The sequence below is a fragment of the Brevibacterium aurantiacum genome (genome assembly GCF_003932995.1).
In the GTDB taxonomy this organism is placed as follows: domain Bacteria; phylum Actinomycetota; class Actinomycetes; order Actinomycetales; family Brevibacteriaceae; genus Brevibacterium; species Brevibacterium aurantiacum.
In genome coordinates this window covers 404,151-420,994 of sequence record NZ_CP025333.1, presented here as the reverse complement: position 1 = coordinate 420,994, position 16,844 = coordinate 404,151, and the positions used below count along the sequence as shown (strand labels likewise).

General features: G+C 63.4%; 15 protein-coding genes, 1 pseudogene and 1 riboswitch. Of the genes and pseudogenes, 14 read left to right on the top strand and 2 right to left on the bottom strand.

Annotated elements, in window-relative coordinates; all coding sequences use genetic code 11:
* Window positions 1-114 precede the first annotated feature (114 nt).
* From CXR25_RS01925 to CXR25_RS01905, 5 genes are all read left to right on the top strand, one after another.
* The gene (locus CXR25_RS01925) at window positions 115-906 is read left to right on the top strand and encodes an IclR family transcriptional regulator (protein WP_009883456.1); all 792 of its coding nucleotides are present in this window, start codon (window positions 115-117) and stop codon (window positions 904-906) included.
* An 83-nt stretch (window positions 907-989) separates the two neighbouring features.
* Window positions 990-3,575: a GcvT family protein gene (locus CXR25_RS01920; protein ID WP_241212368.1), complete on the top strand. Its 2,586-nt coding sequence runs from the start codon at window positions 990-992 to the stop codon at window positions 3,573-3,575.
* Between the two features lie 3 nt (window positions 3,576-3,578).
* A complete protein-coding gene (locus CXR25_RS01915; protein ID WP_125240337.1) occupies window positions 3,579-4,376 on the top strand; it encodes an electron transfer flavoprotein subunit beta/FixA family protein in 798 nt (265 codons plus the stop codon).
* Window positions 4,373-5,434 (top strand): electron transfer flavoprotein subunit alpha/FixB family protein, encoded by a 1,062-nt coding sequence (locus CXR25_RS01910; protein ID WP_125240336.1) that lies wholly within the window; start codon window positions 4,373-4,375, stop codon window positions 5,432-5,434. The genes CXR25_RS01915 and CXR25_RS01910 overlap by 4 nt, the downstream gene beginning before the upstream one ends.
* A gap of 156 nt (window positions 5,435-5,590) precedes the next feature.
* Window positions 5,591-5,992: an acyl-CoA thioesterase gene (locus CXR25_RS01905; protein WP_069599337.1), complete on the top strand. Its 402-nt coding sequence runs from the start codon at window positions 5,591-5,593 to the stop codon at window positions 5,990-5,992.
* A gap of 61 nt (window positions 5,993-6,053) precedes the next feature.
* Here the strand turns inward: CXR25_RS01905 and CXR25_RS01900 are convergent, their stop codons facing one another.
* Window positions 6,054-6,857, bottom strand: a complete 804-nt coding sequence (locus CXR25_RS01900) for a 4a-hydroxytetrahydrobiopterin dehydratase (protein WP_241212367.1) — start codon at window positions 6,855-6,857, stop codon at window positions 6,054-6,056.
* A 113-nt stretch (window positions 6,858-6,970) separates the two neighbouring features.
* Here CXR25_RS01900 and CXR25_RS01895 point away from each other — a divergent pair, with 113 nt between their 5' ends.
* The 7 genes and pseudogenes from CXR25_RS01895 (at window position 6,971) to CXR25_RS01865 (ending at window position 14,137) form a co-directional block, all read left to right on the top strand.
* Entirely contained in the window at window positions 6,971-7,543 is a 573-nt protein-coding gene (locus CXR25_RS01895; RefSeq protein WP_096167904.1) for an HAD domain-containing protein, read from the top strand.
* On the top strand, window positions 7,540-8,340 hold the full coding sequence (locus tag CXR25_RS01890) for a glutamate racemase (protein WP_125240335.1): 801 nt from the start codon (window positions 7,540-7,542) through the stop codon (window positions 8,338-8,340). Before CXR25_RS01895 ends, CXR25_RS01890 begins: the two co-directional genes overlap by 4 nt.
* 154 nt (window positions 8,341-8,494) lie before the next feature.
* Entirely contained in the window at window positions 8,495-9,520 is a 1,026-nt protein-coding gene (locus tag CXR25_RS01885) for a slipin family protein (protein ID WP_114385216.1), read from the top strand.
* A gap of 47 nt (window positions 9,521-9,567) precedes the next feature.
* A complete protein-coding gene (locus CXR25_RS01880) occupies window positions 9,568-10,164 on the top strand; it encodes an HdeD family acid-resistance protein (RefSeq protein ID WP_096162461.1) in 597 nt (198 codons plus the stop codon).
* A 393-nt stretch (window positions 10,165-10,557) separates the two neighbouring features.
* Window positions 10,558-11,310, top strand: a pseudogene (erm, locus tag CXR25_RS01875) (23S ribosomal RNA methyltransferase Erm); the annotation flags it as partial.
* A gap of 617 nt (window positions 11,311-11,927) precedes the next feature.
* On the top strand, window positions 11,928-13,430 hold the full coding sequence (locus CXR25_RS01870) for an inorganic phosphate transporter (protein ID WP_096162463.1): 1,503 nt from the start codon (window positions 11,928-11,930) through the stop codon (window positions 13,428-13,430).
* Window positions 13,431-13,556: 126 nt separating this feature from the next.
* Window positions 13,557-13,668: riboswitch (SAM riboswitch) on the top strand.
* A 34-nt stretch (window positions 13,669-13,702) separates the two neighbouring features.
* A complete protein-coding gene (locus tag CXR25_RS01865) occupies window positions 13,703-14,137 on the top strand; it encodes a hypothetical protein (RefSeq protein WP_096162464.1) in 435 nt (144 codons plus the stop codon).
* 54 nt (window positions 14,138-14,191) lie between these two features.
* On the opposite strand, the gene CXR25_RS01860 is transcribed toward CXR25_RS01865, so the two are convergent.
* Entirely contained in the window at window positions 14,192-14,872 is a 681-nt protein-coding gene (locus CXR25_RS01860; protein WP_096162465.1) for a metal-dependent transcriptional regulator, read from the bottom strand.
* Window positions 14,873-14,958: 86 nt separating this feature from the next.
* Between CXR25_RS01860 and CXR25_RS01855 the strand changes: the two genes are divergently transcribed.
* A complete protein-coding gene (locus CXR25_RS01855; protein ID WP_096162466.1) occupies window positions 14,959-15,633 on the top strand; it encodes a hypothetical protein in 675 nt (224 codons plus the stop codon).
* Between the two features lie 86 nt (window positions 15,634-15,719).
* On the top strand, window positions 15,720-16,802 hold the full coding sequence (locus CXR25_RS01850; RefSeq protein ID WP_125240334.1) for a hypothetical protein: 1,083 nt from the start codon (window positions 15,720-15,722) through the stop codon (window positions 16,800-16,802).
* The last annotated feature ends 42 nt before the right edge of the window (window positions 16,803-16,844 follow it).

Sequence of the window (16,844 nt, the reverse complement as noted above, 5' to 3'; positions counted from 1 at the left end):
AACTCCGTCGGGGAAAGATACGCCGCGGCACCATCGGCACTCCGGCGGCATTCACCCTACATCACCCGTGGTTCGCCCCTGTCCGTGTTGTGTCATGTGAGCTACAGTTTCGAAATGAGCAACAGCGAGACGCACTCCAGCTCCGTGCACTCCGGCTCGGTGCAGTCGGTCGACCGTGCCGTGACGATCCTCGAAGTCATCGCCCGCACCGGGCTCGCAGGCGTCACCGAGATCGCCGCCGAACTCGGCGTGCACAAGTCAACGGCCTCCCGCATCGTCTCTACGCTTGAGGCTCGCGGCCTCGTCGAACAGGACCAGCATCGCGGAAAGTACCGTCTGGGGCTGGGCATCCTCCGCCTTGCCGGAGCCACCACTGCCCGTCTCGACATCGTCCAAGAGGCCCGCCCGATTGCCAAACTTCTGGCCGAGCGCACCGGCGAGACGATCAACGTCGCAGTCCTCTCCGATGGCGCAGCCCTCTACCTCGACCAGGTATCGGGCAACGCCTCGGTCCAGAGCCACAACTGGGTCGGCCAGCGCATCCCTCTGCACGCGACCTCGAACGGCAAGGTCCTGCTGTCCGGCTTGAGCGAAGCCGGGATCCGCACCGTGCTCGAGTCGAAGCTGCCGACCTATACCCCACACACGGTGACCTCGATCCCCCGCCTGCTCACTGAAGTCGCCGAGGTGGTCGCCGCCGGATTCTCGATCGTCATCGATGAGCTCGAGGTCGGCCTCACCGCCGTCTCCGCCCCGGTCCGCAATGCCCACGGCGATGTCATCGCCTCGATCTCGGCTTCGGGTCCGGGCTTCCGCTTCACCGACGAAAAGGTCGGTGCTGCGAAGGACCTGCTGGTGGCTGCGGCGACCGACATCTCCTCACGGTTCGGGTGGCGCGAGGGCTGAGCCTCCAGCACTGAGGATCGACTGCCGAACAAACCCTTGACACACCTCGGCGAGCGGAGGACGATCAAAGCACTCAGTTTCACATGGTGCGTCACGTTGCTTATTACGCAACATGTGCCGTTGAAGGCGAAGATGCCTTCGGAGAGGAGCCTGCCAAGGCTTCCATTCCCACTCAGGCCAGTGTCGTTGTCGTCGGTGCGGGCATCGTCGGCAACAGCCTCGTCCATCATCTGGCCGAACTCGGCTGGAGAGACATGGTCCAGGTCGACAAGGGTCCACTGCCCAATCCGGGTGGCTCGACCGGACATGCCTCGAACTTCATCTTCCCGGTCGATCACTCCCGCGAGATCACCGACCTCACCCTCGACAGCGTGCGTCAGTACAAAGAACTCGGCGTCTTCACACAGTCCGGCGGTTTCGAGGTCGCCCGCACCCAGGAGCGCATGCAGGAGCTGCGGCGCAGGATGGCCTCGGCGAAGGCCTGGGGCATCGAATCCCACTTGGTCACCCCCGAAGAAGTCGTCGAGAAGGTCCCGTTCCTCGACCCGTCCGTCATCGTCGGTGCCTTCTGGACACCGACGGTCGGCGTCGTCGACTCCGTGGGTGCGGGCACCATGATGCGCGAATCCGCGCAGGCCAAGGGAGCACTGACGGTGTCACCGAACACCGAGGTGACCGGCATCGACGTCGAGAATGGGGCGATCGCACGAGTGCACACCACGAAGGGTGTGATCGAGACCGATAAGATCCTCATCGCCTGCGGAGTCTGGAGTCCGCGCATCGCAGCCATGGCCGGTGCCGCAATCCCGCTGACCCCGGCCGTGCACCAGATGATCAGCGTCGGCCCAGTCCCACAGCTGGCCGAGCAGACGGGTGAGATCTCCTTTCCAATCGTGCGCGACATGGACACCTTCTGCTACGAACGCCAACACGGTTCGGACATGGAGATCGGCTCCTACGCCCACCGCGCGATCCTCCACGAACCCGGCGAGATCCCCTCGATCGAAGCAGCGAAGCTCTCCCCCACGGAGATGCCCTTCACCGATGACGACTTCGACCCACAGCTCGAACAGGCCCTGGAACTTATGCCCGATGTCCTCTCCAACCCCGACGTCGAGATCCGCTACGCCATCAACGGCCTCCTCTCCCTGACACCGGACGGTGCCCCCATCCTAGGCGAATCCCCCGAGGTCAAAGGCCTGTGGTCGGCGGCAGCGGTGTGGGTCAAGGAAGGCCCGGGCGTGGGTCGTGCCGTGGCTGAATGGATGACGAACGGCCTGCCCGAGATCGACGTTCAAGGTGCCGACATCGCCCGCTTCCACCCGCACCAACGCACCCGCGAACATGTGAAGGCCCGCACCTCGGAAGCGTTCATCAAGACCTACGGCATCGTCCACCCAGGCGAGCAGTGGACCTCCGATCGCAACGTCCGCCTCTCCCCCATGCATGAGCGCGAGAAGGAACTCGGCGCCGTCTTCTTCGAGGTCGCCGGCTGGGAGCGCCCGCAATGGTACGAATCCAATGCACCCCTGCTCGAAGAATTCGGCGAGCGCGTCATGGATCGCACCGCAGAATGGGACTCACGCTGGTGGTCACCGATCACCAACGCCGAACACCTAGCCATGCGCGAGCGTGCCGGACTCGTCGACCTCTCGAGCTTCGTCATCTTCGACGTGTTCGGCCCTGCCGCCCTCGACGCCGTCCAATCCATCGTCCTGGCACAGATGGATGTGGGCATCGGCCGCGTCGTCTACACCCCCGTCCTCGACGAAGCCGGCGGATTCCGCTCCGACCTGACCATCATGCGGCTGGCCCACGACCGGTTCCGCGTGGTCACGGGAGCCGCCCACGGCATGGTCGACGTCAAATGGTTCACCGACCGGCTCCCGGAGACAGGAGCCCAGATCGCCGACCTCACCTCGTCATGGACGACGATCGGCCTCTGGGGCCCACGAGCACGGGACATCCTCTCCCAGGTCACAAAGGCAGACGTGTCCCACGAAGCCTTCAAGTTCGGTACTGCCCGGACCATCGAGATCGGTTCGCTGACGGTCCTGGCTTCCAGAATCTCCTACGTCGGTGATCTGGGTTGGGAGCTCTACGTCCCCATGGAATCCGGACTCAGACTCTGGGATGTCCTCACCGAGGCGGGCCGTGAGCATGGTCTCGTGCCCGTCGGGCTCGGCGTCTACGGGACCACCGGCCGCATCGAGAAGGGCTACCGCGCCTTCGGCGCCGAACTCGACTCCGAACGCTCCGTCATCGAGGTCGGCATGGCCCGACCGAAGGTGAAGTCGCAGAACTTCGTCGGCCGAGACGCCCACCTGCGCCACCGAGAGGAGGACCCGAAGACGGTCCTCTGCTCACTCACAGTCGACGATCACACGAGCAGCAGCGGGGAGAAACGCTACATGCTCGGCGGGGAACCCATCCTGTCCAAGGACGGTGGGCCGCTCGTCGACGGACATGGACGGCACTCATGGGTCACCTCGGCGGGGTCGGCTCCGAGCTTGGGCAAGCATGTCCTCATGGCTTTCCTTCCTCCCGCCGAGGCGGTCCTGGGCAACCAGCTCACCGTCGTCTACATGGAGGAGGCCTACCCCGTCACGGTGGCCGCGATCGACGCCACTCCCCTCTTCGACCCCGACAACGAGAGCATCCGGAGGTAGGTCATGGACATCCTCGTCTGCATCAAACGCATCCCCGACACCTCGGGCCAGGTCACGCTCGATGCTTCCGGCACGGACATCGACGACTCGAGCCTGGGCCACACCACCTCGGCGCACGAGGAATGTGCGGTGGAGCTGGCCATCCAGACGGCAGCGGCCACCGATGGCACCGTCACGGTCCTGACCGTGGGCCCCGCCGAGGCGGTCGAACAGCTGCGCGCGGCAGTGGCCGTGGGCGCCAACGACGGGATTCTCATCGAAGCTGAAGATCCTGGCGCGTTCGGTCCCGAGGACATCGCCCAGATCATCGGCGATGTCATCCGTGATCGTGCCGAACAGGGACAATCCTTCGACCTCGTACTGCTGGGCAATGATGCCGCCGACACCGGTGACTTCCAGGTCGGCATCCGCCTGGCCTATGGCCTCGAGTATCCGGTGCTGACCGGGATCCAGACGCTGGCCTCCGGCGGAGACAGCGCAGGCAGCGGCGGATCGGGGTCGATCGAGGCACGCGGGATCGGGCCGACGGGGACGGAGGTCTTCGCCCTGGAGCTACCTGCCGTCATTGCCGTGCAGGAAGGCGGCGTCGACCCGCGCTATCCCTCGATCACCGGGCGGATGAAGGCGAAGAAGGCTCGCATCGCCGAATACGTGGCTCCCGAACCGGGTACCGGGAATCCGCGCATCGGCCTCGAGCTGCCGCCGGAGAAGACAAGCGAGGTCACCATCCTCGGCGAGGGCCCCGATGCGGCCGGCGCCCTGGTCGATGTTCTCGAAGAGATCGGAGTGATCAGGTCATGACTCTCGTATTCGTCGAAACAGATGAGACCGGCCAGGTGGTGCTGACCTCCGCCGAGGCGGTCACCTTCGCCCGCACGAACGCGGAGGCACTCACCGCGCTGGCTGCCCCTCTCCCCGCTGAGCAACCTTCCGGTCACTCAGCAACCCAGGGAGAGGTTGCCCAGCGCCCGGAGGGTTGCTCAGATGAAAGCCTCAGGGTGGAGGCTGCCGTGATCGGCGCGCTCACCGAGGCCGCCACCAACCAGCTGGCAGCCCTCGGCGTGGACCGCATCCATCACCTCGAGCACCCTGAGCTTGAGGCCTATTCGGCAGCGGCCTGGGCGCAGGCTCTGGTCGATATCGCGCCGGAGACAGGAACTGTGCTGGCGTCGGGCACCCCTCGCGGGATGGAGCTCATGGCGCATGTGGCGGTGAGGACCGGGGCGCGGATGGCGGCCAATGTCGTGGCCGCCGATGAGGGGGGCCTGCTGCGGCAGGTGCTCGGCGGGACGGCCTTCGAAAGGCTCGTCCTCGACGGTGACCTGCAGGTTCTCACCATCGCCGGTCACGCCTGCACTCCGGAGGAGACCACTGCAACGAGCCCCGAAGTGCTCGACTACGAACTCGACATTGCAGCCGATGACCTGCGCACACGTGTGGTCCGCACCGAGGTCCAAGCTGTCGATGGCAATGACACCTCTGGTCTGACTCAGGCCAGGGCCGTCGTCGGCGCCGGTCGCGGGGTCGGTTCGGAGAACGGATTCGGCGAGGTCCTCGAACTCGTCGACCACCTCGGCGGGGCATTGGGTGTCTCTCGTGTCGTCACCGGTCTGGGATGGCGGCCACATGCGGAGCAGGTCGGGCAGACCGGCAGCCGGATCTCACCGGACGTCTACATTGCCTGCGGAATCTCCGGAGCGATCCAGCACATGGCCGGAATCGAAGGCGCGAAGACGCTCATCGCGATCAACACCGATGAGGAGTCGACGATGGTCCAGCGCGCCGACTACGCGATCATCGGTGACCTCCACGAGGTCGTCGGCGCAGTCAACGAAGAGATCCGGAGCCGCCGCGGCTGAGAACTCCACGACCGAGAACGCCATCGGAATTTCCTTTCGTCGACCAGTCCTGTTTAACTATAGAACGATCGATCAGGACGGTACCGAGGTCGATTTCGGCACCTATCGATAATCTGACACGATGAGTGCCGGTTGCCGAGAGATGAGAGGTCATTTGTGAAGACGTTCGAGTATTCCCCCGAGGTGCGCTGGTCCGATCAGGACATGCTCGGCCATGTGAACAACGCTCGCCTGATCACCCTCATCGAAGAGGGTCGGATCCGATGGATGCATGAGATCAAGGCCGGCCACATCACCGGCGGCGGTCTCCTCGTCGCACACCAGTCCATCGACTATTTGGTGCCCGTGATGTACGGACCAACACTGACGATGAGCGTGTCCGTGACGAAGCTCGGCAACTCTTCGTTCACCATCAACACTCGCGGTGACCAGGACGGACGACAGGTCTTCGACCACAGCGTCGTGCTCGTCCACATCGATCGTGATTCTGCGAAGCCCACGCCTCTGACCCCGCAGCTGCGAGCCGTGTTCGAGGAATACCTCCCCGAAGCCGACTGAGACGGTGCCTTCTGAGGCCCTGCCGCCTTACTGCTCGACGGTTGATCCGTCGGCCGCTTACTCAGTGGACCATCGGTGCGCAGATGCAGGCTCGGTTGCCGTCGGGATCTTCTAGAACCCAGTAGGATGGCGCAGCCTTGTCACTGACGAGCTGGCCACCCGCGGCGAGCGCCGCAGCAATCCTGTTCTCGGCCTCATCATGGCTGACCCAGACATCGAGGTGCCAGCTCTGCGGGACTGCCGACTCCGGCAACGGGAACCGGCTGTTCTCTCGCGGCTCCTGCCACCACAACAGTGAGTTCATCTGACCAGTGGGGTCGACGAGGTCGCCTCCCGAGTGCACACCTGCTGGTTCACTGCCGAGAAGCGCCGCATAGAAGGAAGCTGCCCGATCCCCTGAGCCCGTGTCGAGAGCGAACTCGGCTTGCATCAGGCTCGCAGTATCAGCGGCTAGTCCCGCTTCGGCAGCAAGTTCGCTGATCTTTCTAGCAAGAGCAATATCGTCGTCGATCACCCCGCCGACACCGTGACTGCTCAAAGTGACAGTGACTCCGGTGCTCGTGAGAGCGATGTCCGGGCTATGGTTCGCCTTCTGCGCTGCTTCGCCGATTGCGTTGACGAAGACCAGCCCTTGGGTGAAGTCGTCAGTCGGGAACCGTGCTCTGATTGGTCCGGCCAACTGCCTCCAATCCTCGATACCGGCGTCGAAGATCTGTGAGCTGGTGAGGACTTCGTTGTTTCCCACGTTCCACTCTTCCTGTGCTTCGCAATTGTGCTTAGCTCCATCAGCCACGCTAGCGGAGTCACCTCGGGTCGAGGTCCACAGTGCGGCGCGCAGTCGGGGAATGCGCATCTCCGTATACACGGGGTGCTCGTCCTTCTTCAGTTTCGAGCGGTATTCTTGGAATTCATCGGCCCACCCAGGCCGACGCCGTCTGCTCTCAGACTAGCCGGTACGCGACTCCCCAGGAAGGAACAATGGCAGCTGCATCCCCCTCGCCGACATCAGCACGTCGGCAGGCACGGCATGTCACTGTCTTCCTCGACGTCGACGGGGTCCTCAACTCCTACCCCGTGCCCAAGCTGCGCATCATGGCCGAGGGACGCAAGAAACTCCAGGCCTGGCATTACGAACTCCACTACAAACCCGCGGTCATCGCCTTCTTCGACCACCTCGTCGAGACCCACGAGGTCGACATCGTGTGGCTCTCCACCTGGTCGGAGCGGTGCAAAACGGAGTTGGAGCCGAAGTTCGGTCTGCGCAACTCCTTCGAGGTCATCGAGATGCCCGATGAGACCCATAATCGGTATGCCAACGATCCGCACCTGTGGTGGAAGGCCCGGGCCATGGAGGATTGGCTGGCTGAGCATGAACATGGTCGGGCCGTGTGGATCGATGATGACCTCGCTGCCCCGGCCACGCGCGACTACTTCGTCGAGCACTATTCGTCGAACCGTCTCAAGCTCATTGCTCCGAAGTTCGCACAGGGTCTGACGAAGGCGCACCTGAAGGAGATCAAGGAATTCGCCTACCCGAAAGAGGATTCATGACGCGTATCGGCCTGCTCGATTCCGGACTCGGGCTGCTCGGCACCGCCGATGCCCTCTTCCATCTGGCGCCTCATGCGGATCTGGTTCTCGCCATGGACCCGGATTTCACCCCGTATGGCAGCCTCAGCCCGGAAGCACTCGAAGCCAGGGCCTTGAATTCGGCCGCAGTGCTCGCCGAGTGGGACCCCGATGCCATCGTCATCGCCTGCAACACCGCCTCCGTCCAAGCACTCGAGGCCGTCCGCGCCCGTTATGAACCCGACATTCCCGTCATCGGCACCGTTCCAGCGGTGAAGATGGCGGCCGGGACAGGGCAGGATTTCGCCATCTGGGCGACCCCTGCGACGACCGGCAGCGCCTACCAGCAGAACCTCATCGACACCTTCGCCTCCGAGGTCACCGTGTCAAAGGTGGCCTGCCCGGGCCTCGCCGAGGCGATCAACGACGCTGATCTGCCCACCATCGACGCCGCAATCGACGCCGCACTGAACCAGATGGATCCCGGCATGGAGACCATCGTGCTCGGATGCACCCACTACGGCCTGGTCGCCGAACGGATCATGGCCGCCCGGGCCGGGGCGATCACGCTCTTCGACTCCCCGATTCCGGTGGCGAAGCAGACTCTGCGCAGAATCGGCGTCGAAGCTCACGGCGTGAGCCCGAATCAGCCCGATACCGGCGAGGTCATCGCCACCTATGCCTCGGGGCGGCCCATCAATCTGCCGCAGTCCCTTGCCGCCTACCCCGCAGGCAAGCGCCTGCTGGCTCGGGAACGGGCAACAGCACCGACGCACTGAGGCGCTCACGGCTGTTCTGTCGAACCGCTGAACTGTTCGCGCCCTCCTTGAGTCACGCCCAGGAGTCGGATCGATATTTTCGCCGAGGCGGGTCTTTTCTGCCCATGCAGGCGTAGCGTTGAAAGGACAGTCAATCGTCTGAGGAGGCGGTTCGATGTTCCTCCTAATTCTGATCTTCGGTCTGATCGCGCTCGGTGCCATCGGCCTCGGAAACAGTCTGAAGATCGTCAAACAGTACGAGCGCGGTGTCGTGTTTCGTCTCGGTCGAGTCATTGATGAGCCCAAGCGCCCCGGGATGACGGCCATCGTCCCGTTCGTGGACCGGATGGAGAAGGTCAACCTGCAGATCATCACCATGCCGATCCCTGCCCAGGAAGGCATCACCCGTGACAATGTCACCGTCCGGGTCGACGCGGTCATCTACTTCAAGGTCGTTGATCCCAGACGTGCCATCATCGATGTCGAGAACTATCAGCTCGCCGTCGGACAGGTAGCGCAGACGTCCCTGCGCTCGATCATCGGCCAGAGCGAACTCGACGATCTGCTCACGAATCGGGAGCGGCTGAACCAGGGTCTGGCCATTATGATCGACAGCCCCGCCGTCGATTGGGGTGTCCATATCGACCGGGTCGAGATCAAGGACGTGGCCCTGCCGGAGTCGATGAAGCGATCGATGTCGCGTCAGGCCGAGGCCGAACGTGAGGGCCGTTCACGCGTGATCATCGCCGACGGCGAATTCCAGGCCTCGAACAAGCTCGCCCAGGCCGCAAGTGCGATGGCCGGTACACCCGCAGCCCTGCAGCTGCGTCTCCTCCAGACCATCGTCGAAGTCGCCTCCGAGAAGAACTCGACACTGGTCCTGCCCTTCCCCGTCGAGCTGCTGCGCTTTCTCGAAGGCAACACCCCGAAGGCGACGACCTCAGCCGAGGACGTCCCCGCGGGGACGACGAGCACCGACAGCACCACCTCGGCGGCAACCCCCTCGTTGAGCGCCACCTTCGGAGCCAAGGACACCGGCCATTCGCTGGATGATCTCAGCGGGATGGTCCGTGCTCTCTCCGATTCGATGCGGCTGAACGAGACGATGCACCTGCCCCCGTCGATCAAGCTGCCCGGCGGCGAGAACGACACGACCTCCTCGGCGAGCAGAGCCCCGAAGGACAACCGGGCGCCCGCGTAGCTGGCGGTGTTCAGCGAGCTACCATCCCGAGTGACTACGCTTGAGGCATGGACCTGAAACGCACCAGCAGATCAGTTATCGTCAACGGCGTCATCGCGATTCTCGTCGGGCTCCTGATGATGGTCTGGCCCGGCACCAGCGCCGAGGTGGTCGTGCGCATCTTCGCCATCTGGCTGGCCGTCATCGCCGTTTCCTCCTTCGTCCTGGCACCGAAGGGCACACGTTCGGGAAGCCTGGTGGCTCGCTCGGTGCTGCTGTTTCTGCTGGGGGCGCTCATCTTCTTCTCCCCCATGTTCTTCGCGGCTTTCGTCACCATCTTGACCGGGTTCGCGGTCATCTTCTTCAGCTTCCTCGCTGTGACCGTGTCCCTGTTCATTCGCCGCCTGGGTGTGCGGATGTGGTGGGCACTCACAGCCATCGGCGCCCTCGGCATCGTCCTCGGATTCTTCTTCCTCTTCGCCCCCGACGCCGGCGTCACTGCACTCATCTTCACTCTCGCAGGCTTCATCGTCCTCGTCGGCATCGCGCTGGTCGCACTCGGCTGGCGCTTGCGCAAAACCGCTCAGGCCATTCGGCAGGATCCCCACCGCAGGCCCCCGGAGAACGGCGGCGGCGACGTCATCAGCGGCGAGATCATCGAATAGGTCACGGCCACCTCGGCGAGTTCAGCCACTCGTCCCGGTTTCGGTCGGATTCGGCTCAAACCCTGGAAAAACGGCAAGGTCGCGTGCTAGCTTATTGAGCATGGGAACATTAAATCGCAGCGCAATGACAGCGCTGAGCTTCTACTTTCGTGATCGCCGCGCCTGACGGCGCGCTCGATTCACATTCTGTGATCCACTGACCTCATCGAGGCACCGGCACCAACAGACCACTGACGGATCTGTCGCAGCCGAGCCGATCGAGCAGGATCTGTAGCGGCGCGCTGTCGACCCGGACGATCATCAGCATCCGGGGCGAAGCCGCAATTCACTGACATACGTCACTGCGCATTGCGCTGCCTTGGGTGCCCCCTTCTTCATTTCCGGAGCGCACCCTTGCGAACCCATTCATCATTCGGCGGCCGGCACGAGCTCGGCCAGAATTTCCTGCACTCACGCTCAACTCTGCACACGATCGCGGAGCTGACCCGCGCCACCACCGGCCCCATCCTGGAGATCGGGCCCGGCACCGGCGCGGTGACTGCCCAGCTGTACAAACTCGGCAGGCCGCTCACGCTCGTGGAACTCGACGAGACGAGGATCAGTCACCTTGAACACACATTCCCGCGCGCCCAGGTCAAGCACGCCGATGTCCTGAAATCCCGGCTCGACCAGTCGGTGATCGTCGGCAGCCTGCCCTTCCACCTGACCACGCCCATTCTGCGCAGACTGCTGCGCGCCAGGAAATGGCAGAACGCGATTCTGCTCACCCAATGGGAGGTCGCCCGCAAACGCGCCGGAGTCGGCGGCTCGACCATGATGACCGCCCAATGGGCACCTTGGTACGACTTCCGACTCATCGACCGCGTACCTGCCCACGCCTTCACACCGAAGCCCAGCGTCGACGGTGGACTCCTCACCATCGATCGCCTCACAGCCAGCCTCGTGCCTGAGAGGCACAGGTCGGATTACCAGCAGTTCGTCCGAAACGCCTTCACCGGACGCGGACGTGGAATGAAAGGAATCCTCACCACGATGAACCTCACCGACCGCACCACACTGCAATCGACCATGGACCGCAATGACGTCAGAGGAGACACCTTGCCACGAGACCTTGAACCCCAGCAGTGGGCCGGACTGTATTCGGCGCTGCGCACAACTGAGAACCCATCGGCTGCACAGAAGCAGAGCAGGAAATCACGAGAGAAGGGAAACACCATGCGAAACGACAAAGGAACCGAGAAACCGGTGATCACGGGCGAAATGCCGATCATCGGCGCCGACCAGGCAAACAAGAAGCTCGAGGCGCAGATCCCTGGCCTCGACACCGATGCCACGGCGAAGAGCCATGACAAGGGACATCTGCAGGCCGAGCGCGGCTATATGCCACAGCACGGCAAGCCGTCCCAGCCGCAACCACGGTGGAACCTGCCTCGACGCCAGGGCTGAGGCTGAGGGTCAACCTCGGGGCTTATCCGCACACGCGGGCACGATTCGTTCGTGCCCGCGTGTCCATCATCACAGGTCAATATCTTCCTACTCTCCCGTACCAGACTCACTGCCACCAAACGCTGACCCCATAGCATCTGACCTGGAATTTCACGTGAACACCAGGGAAACTACATCTATTGTGCATCTGATGTTCGTGACCTGCGTGCGGTGTGTTCACCTTCCATTCACCTGCTCCTTAACCTTGCGGACATTTGGAGTGAGAATCATGGGCATCAGCCGGAAACACACCTCATGATCCTCGCAAGGAGACACGCATGCCCCAGGTCCTGGCCCCAGAGACCTTCACGCCGACGCAGACCGTCGGTCGTAGCAATGATCGCCTCTGGCACCTCGCCTTCGGCCTGCTGCTTGCGGGCAGTCTCATCGCCTTCACTCTGTGGTCGTTCGGCTATGTCGGCCAGGGCGCACCGCGCATGGTGCTCATCACGACAGTCATCTTCGGCGCATTCATGGCCTTCAACATCGGCGGCAACGATGTGGCCAACGCCTTCGGCACCTCGGTGGGCGCCGGCACACTGACGATGAAGCAGGCCCTCCTCGTCGCAGCCGTGTTCGAGGTCAGCGGTGCACTGCTGGCCGGTGGCGAGGTCACCGACACCATCAAGAGCGGGATCGTCGACCTCAATGCGGTCTCCCTCAACCCGATGGATTTCGTCTACATCATGATGGCGGCCCTCCTCGGCGCCGCAGTCTGGCTGCTGATCGCCACCCGCATGGGCTGGCCGGTCTCGACCACCCACTCGATCATCGGCGGCATCATCGGCGCCTCCCTGACGATCGGCTTCGTCACCGGCACCGGCGGCTTCGCCATGGTGCAGTGGTCAGAGGTCGGCATGATCGCGATCTCCTGGGTCCTCTCCCCCGCACTCGGCGCCATCGTCGCCTTCCTCATCTACGGGGCGATCAAGAAGTACGTCCTCGGCGATGCCCTGTCACAGACCCTGAAGCCCCACATGCTGTCGTCGACAAGCGGTGACAATCAGGCGGCAGAGGCGGAGATGGGCCTCGAAAGCGACCCGTCAGCGACGACAGCTTCCACGGTCGGTTCACACTCCACGCTGCAGCGCTGGGTTCCGCTCATCGCGGCCGGCGGTGCCATCATCCTCACCGCGATGCTCCTGTTCAAAGGCCTGAAGAATCTTGACGTGACGGTCGGCCCCATCGGCGGCACCCTCCTCATGGCGATGATCGGCCTCGCCGTGTGGATGGCAGTGTTCGTCTTCGCCAAGACCCTGCGCAAGCAGACAGTGCCCCGAGCGACCTTCATCCTCTTCTCCTGGATGCAGGTGTTCACCGCCTCCGCATTCGCTTTCAGCCACGGATCCAACGACATCGCGAACGCCATCGGGCCCTTCGCCGCCGTCCTCGACGTCCTCAAGACCGGCACCATCGACTCCGAAGCGACCGTTCCCTTCGCCGCCATGCTCACCTGCGGCATCGCCCTCGTTGCCGGCCTCTGGTTCATCGGCCGCAAGGTCATCGCCACGGTCGGAACCAAGCTCACGGAGATCCACCCGGCCTCCGGCTTCGCCGCCGAGCTTGCCGCTGCCGGAGTCGTGATGGCTGCCTCGATCAGCGGCCTGCCCGTCTCCTCAACCCACATCCTCATCGGCGCGATCATCGGCGTGGGACTGGTCAACCGCTCGGCGAACTGGAAGCTGATGAGGCCGATCGCCATGGCCTGGATCATCACCCTGCCAGCCGCCGCAAGCATCGGTGCCATCGGCGTTCTCAGTCTGCGCACGTTCTTCAGCTAAGACACATTCGTTCACCTCTTCGGCCCGGACCAGCATCTGATGCATTGGTCCGGGCCGAAGTGCGTTTCGACCGGAACAGACCTCATCGAAGCTCGTGTCAGCCGCTGCGGATAGAATCATTCATACGTTCACGAGTCGTGGCCATCGGTACCTGGCCGGCCACGCGGCAACCCGTCATCGACCGGGTGCCCCAGGGATAGAACGGGTCAGCGCCACACGGCGTTGGCAAGATTCGATCCGGGCGCGCTGCGCCCGAGGAAGTTGGTTTCACCGTGTCCGCATCTTCTGGAAATCACTGGCCGGGATTCACTGACGAAGAGGCCCTCATCTGGGGTCGAGTCCTTCTCCTGCACTCTCCTCATCCGCAGAATGCCACCATCAAGAACTTCATCAACAACACACTCAAGGCCGGGCGAATCGTTAGCTCCGAGAGCTGGGTCAAGGTTGCCACCGCGGCCCGCAACTGCGGTTTCACCCCGGATCTCTACCTAACGGTATTCGACTCCCTTCAGTCGATCGACTCTGATGTACACCCGGCACATCCTGCCCATCGACGGCACACACATCCCAATCATGTGCCCGGAGTCCCCTTCGAACCGGAACTATGGGCGGACGTACCGCGGCTCGTGATCGAAGAGGGATACAGCCCGGCGGCCTCGGCAGAACTCGCTCTCTACTTCGCGGACTCGAGATACGCAGAGCGTTAGGCAGATCTGACTGGCGTTGGGGAGATCCGAGGGCGTTAGTCCGGGTGGTCCGCCTCAGCGCTGAGCCAGATACACCGCCGTGGCGACCGCTCGGTCGATCTCGACTGCTTCGCCGTCGATCGTGACCGTTGCAGTCGAGGGGTCGGCAGCTGGCGCACGACCTTCGTCCACAACTTCAACCTGGGCACCCGGGACCACTCCCACCTCGGCGAGGTGGGCCAGCGCTTCGGGGTCCGCGTCCGAGACCCGGATGACCGTGTAGGACCCAGGGCCCGCCTCGGCGAGGATCAGGGAAGAGGCGTGGGACTCGACCTGCCCATCGGGACCCGGTATCGGATCACCGTGGGGGTCAGTCTTGGGGCGGCCGAGGAAGACGTCGATGCGGTCGACGAGTCGGTCGGAGGCTGCATGCTCGAGGATCTCCGCTTCGTCGTGGACCTCATCCCAGCCGTATCCCAGGGATTCGACGAGGAAGGTCTCGAGCAGGCGATGCCGACGCACCATCGACACGGCGATCGTCTCGCCCTTCGCGGTCAGCACGGGCGGGCGGTAGGGGACGCGGACGATGAGGTCGAGCTCGTCGAGGCGTTTGAGCACCTCGGTGACATTGGCCTTCGTGGTGCCGAAGCGGTTCGCGAGCTCGGTCGCGGTCATCGGTGTTCCGCCCCATTCCTGAGCCGACCAGATCGCTTTGAGGTAGTCCTGGCTGACCTCGGACACTTCACCTGCACGCATGCAGTCAGCGTAGCCGATGGGATCGGAAGCAGTCCTCGTCTACAGTCGAGTCTGAGACCTGAGCAGACCCAGCGGAGCAGACGATCATGACCATGCACCTCGGACGCACCATCACCACCGGTGTGATCACCGCCGGACTGCTCATCGGTCTCTTTGCTGTGATGAATGCCGGACAGCCGCTGAGATCTGACGACAACGCCGACCCGTCGAATGCACCCGGTCTGGCGTTCGGTCTGCTCGGGCTGCTATCGGTGTTCTCCGTCGCGGTCTCGTTCGGGCGCCGGTCCGCGATGCACGAGCGGCAGCAACGTGAAGGGTCGGGACCTACGTTCCAGACCGTGCTCCACGAGTATTCGCTGTCTGGGATTCTGGTGATGGGCCCGGTCCAGGGAGTCTGCTTGTCTCTGGCAATGCTGGTCTGCCGCAGCTTCGCCGTCGACACGGGCACACCGGGTTCCATGTGGGCTGAATTCCTCTCCGGTCCCCTGCCCTGCCTCGCGGTCTTCGCAGCGGCATGGGCGAGTACGAACATCGGGCTCGCGTATTTATCTTTGGCCATGCTCGTCCGAAAGATCGTGGTTCTGTCGATCCTGGGTCTCCTCCTCTTCGTCGCACTCGGCGTCGGCATCATGATGGCGTTCGGATGGCTGGAGGCGGCCAACCCCCTCGCCGGTTTACTCGTCGCCAGCCTCACTCTGCTGGTCACGATTCCTCTGCTCATCGGTGTGCGGAAACTGGCTCTGGTCATGGGCACAGACTGACCACGAGACGAATCTGGAACATCCTTCGACTGCGAGTGCAGTCCAGGCCTGCAAGAATTGTCGGTATGAGGATGAGAACGCATAAATTGAGCACCACGTTGTTGTATGCAGTAGTTCTCGCGCTATTCATGCTGGTCATCTTCGCCCTCACAAACGCCGGGATCGACCCTCGAGCCAACCGTCTTGTCGGAGACTTCGATCCCAAAGGCGCAGCCACGGTGTGCTTCGGTCTGCTCGGTCTCTACCACTCCGTAGCGATCATCTTCTTCGACGAGGATGACTCGCCGAAATCCTCCGAAACCCCGCCCGACCCGAATATCCCCCGACCACCCGATTCGTACACCGGCTTCATTCGCCAGGCCTGGTACAAGGTGCTGTCCGTGGGGCCGATCTTCGCGTTCTTCTGTTCAGCCTCCGTCTTCATCTGGCACTCATTCGCCGAATACCCGGGAACTCCAGGAACGGTCTGGGGCGACTACGCCACTTCGGTGACCCCCGCGCTCACTCTCTTCCTCTTGTGCTGGGCCTGCACCAATATCGGGCTCATGTTCGCCGCCATCGCCGAGGCCTTCAACCGTGACGTTCGAGGCCTCTTCATCGCTGCCATGATCGTGATGTTCCTCGTCGCCATCGGCAACACCTTCGGACTCATATTCCTCGTTGACCAGCCGACGGGCTCGGCACTGATATTGGCCCTCATCATTTTTCCGTTGAGCCTGCTCGCCCTCATCGGTGCCCGCTTATTGGCGATCGTGAGAGTCAATCGCTACGACGCGGCCCATCCACACGGCAGCTCCTCGAAACCACGCCGCTCCCAGAAGCAGCGGCGCCCTCAGGGGCCTCCGCCGCAGGACATGCTCGAGCGCGGTGAGCGGCTGCTCATGCACTTTCGCAGCGACCACACCCCAGAACCGCAGATGCTCATCGCCACGACCACCAGATTCGTCCGCGCCTCGATCATCCGAACCGATCGGACCTTCGTCCTCGAGCAGGCCAGTCCCAGTCAGCTGGTCGGCGCCAGCTCACAGCGCGAGGGGCACGATCTCGTGACCATCGCCCACTTCCGTGATCGTCAGGACATGCGCGTTCTCGGCGGCAATCCCGAACAGTCCCAATCCTTCGCCGAGGCGGTCACCCGCCTTGCACGCACGGGACAGGTCCGCCGCTGACGCGACGAGCTGAGCCGACGGAGCACACCAGCCTGAGCGTGA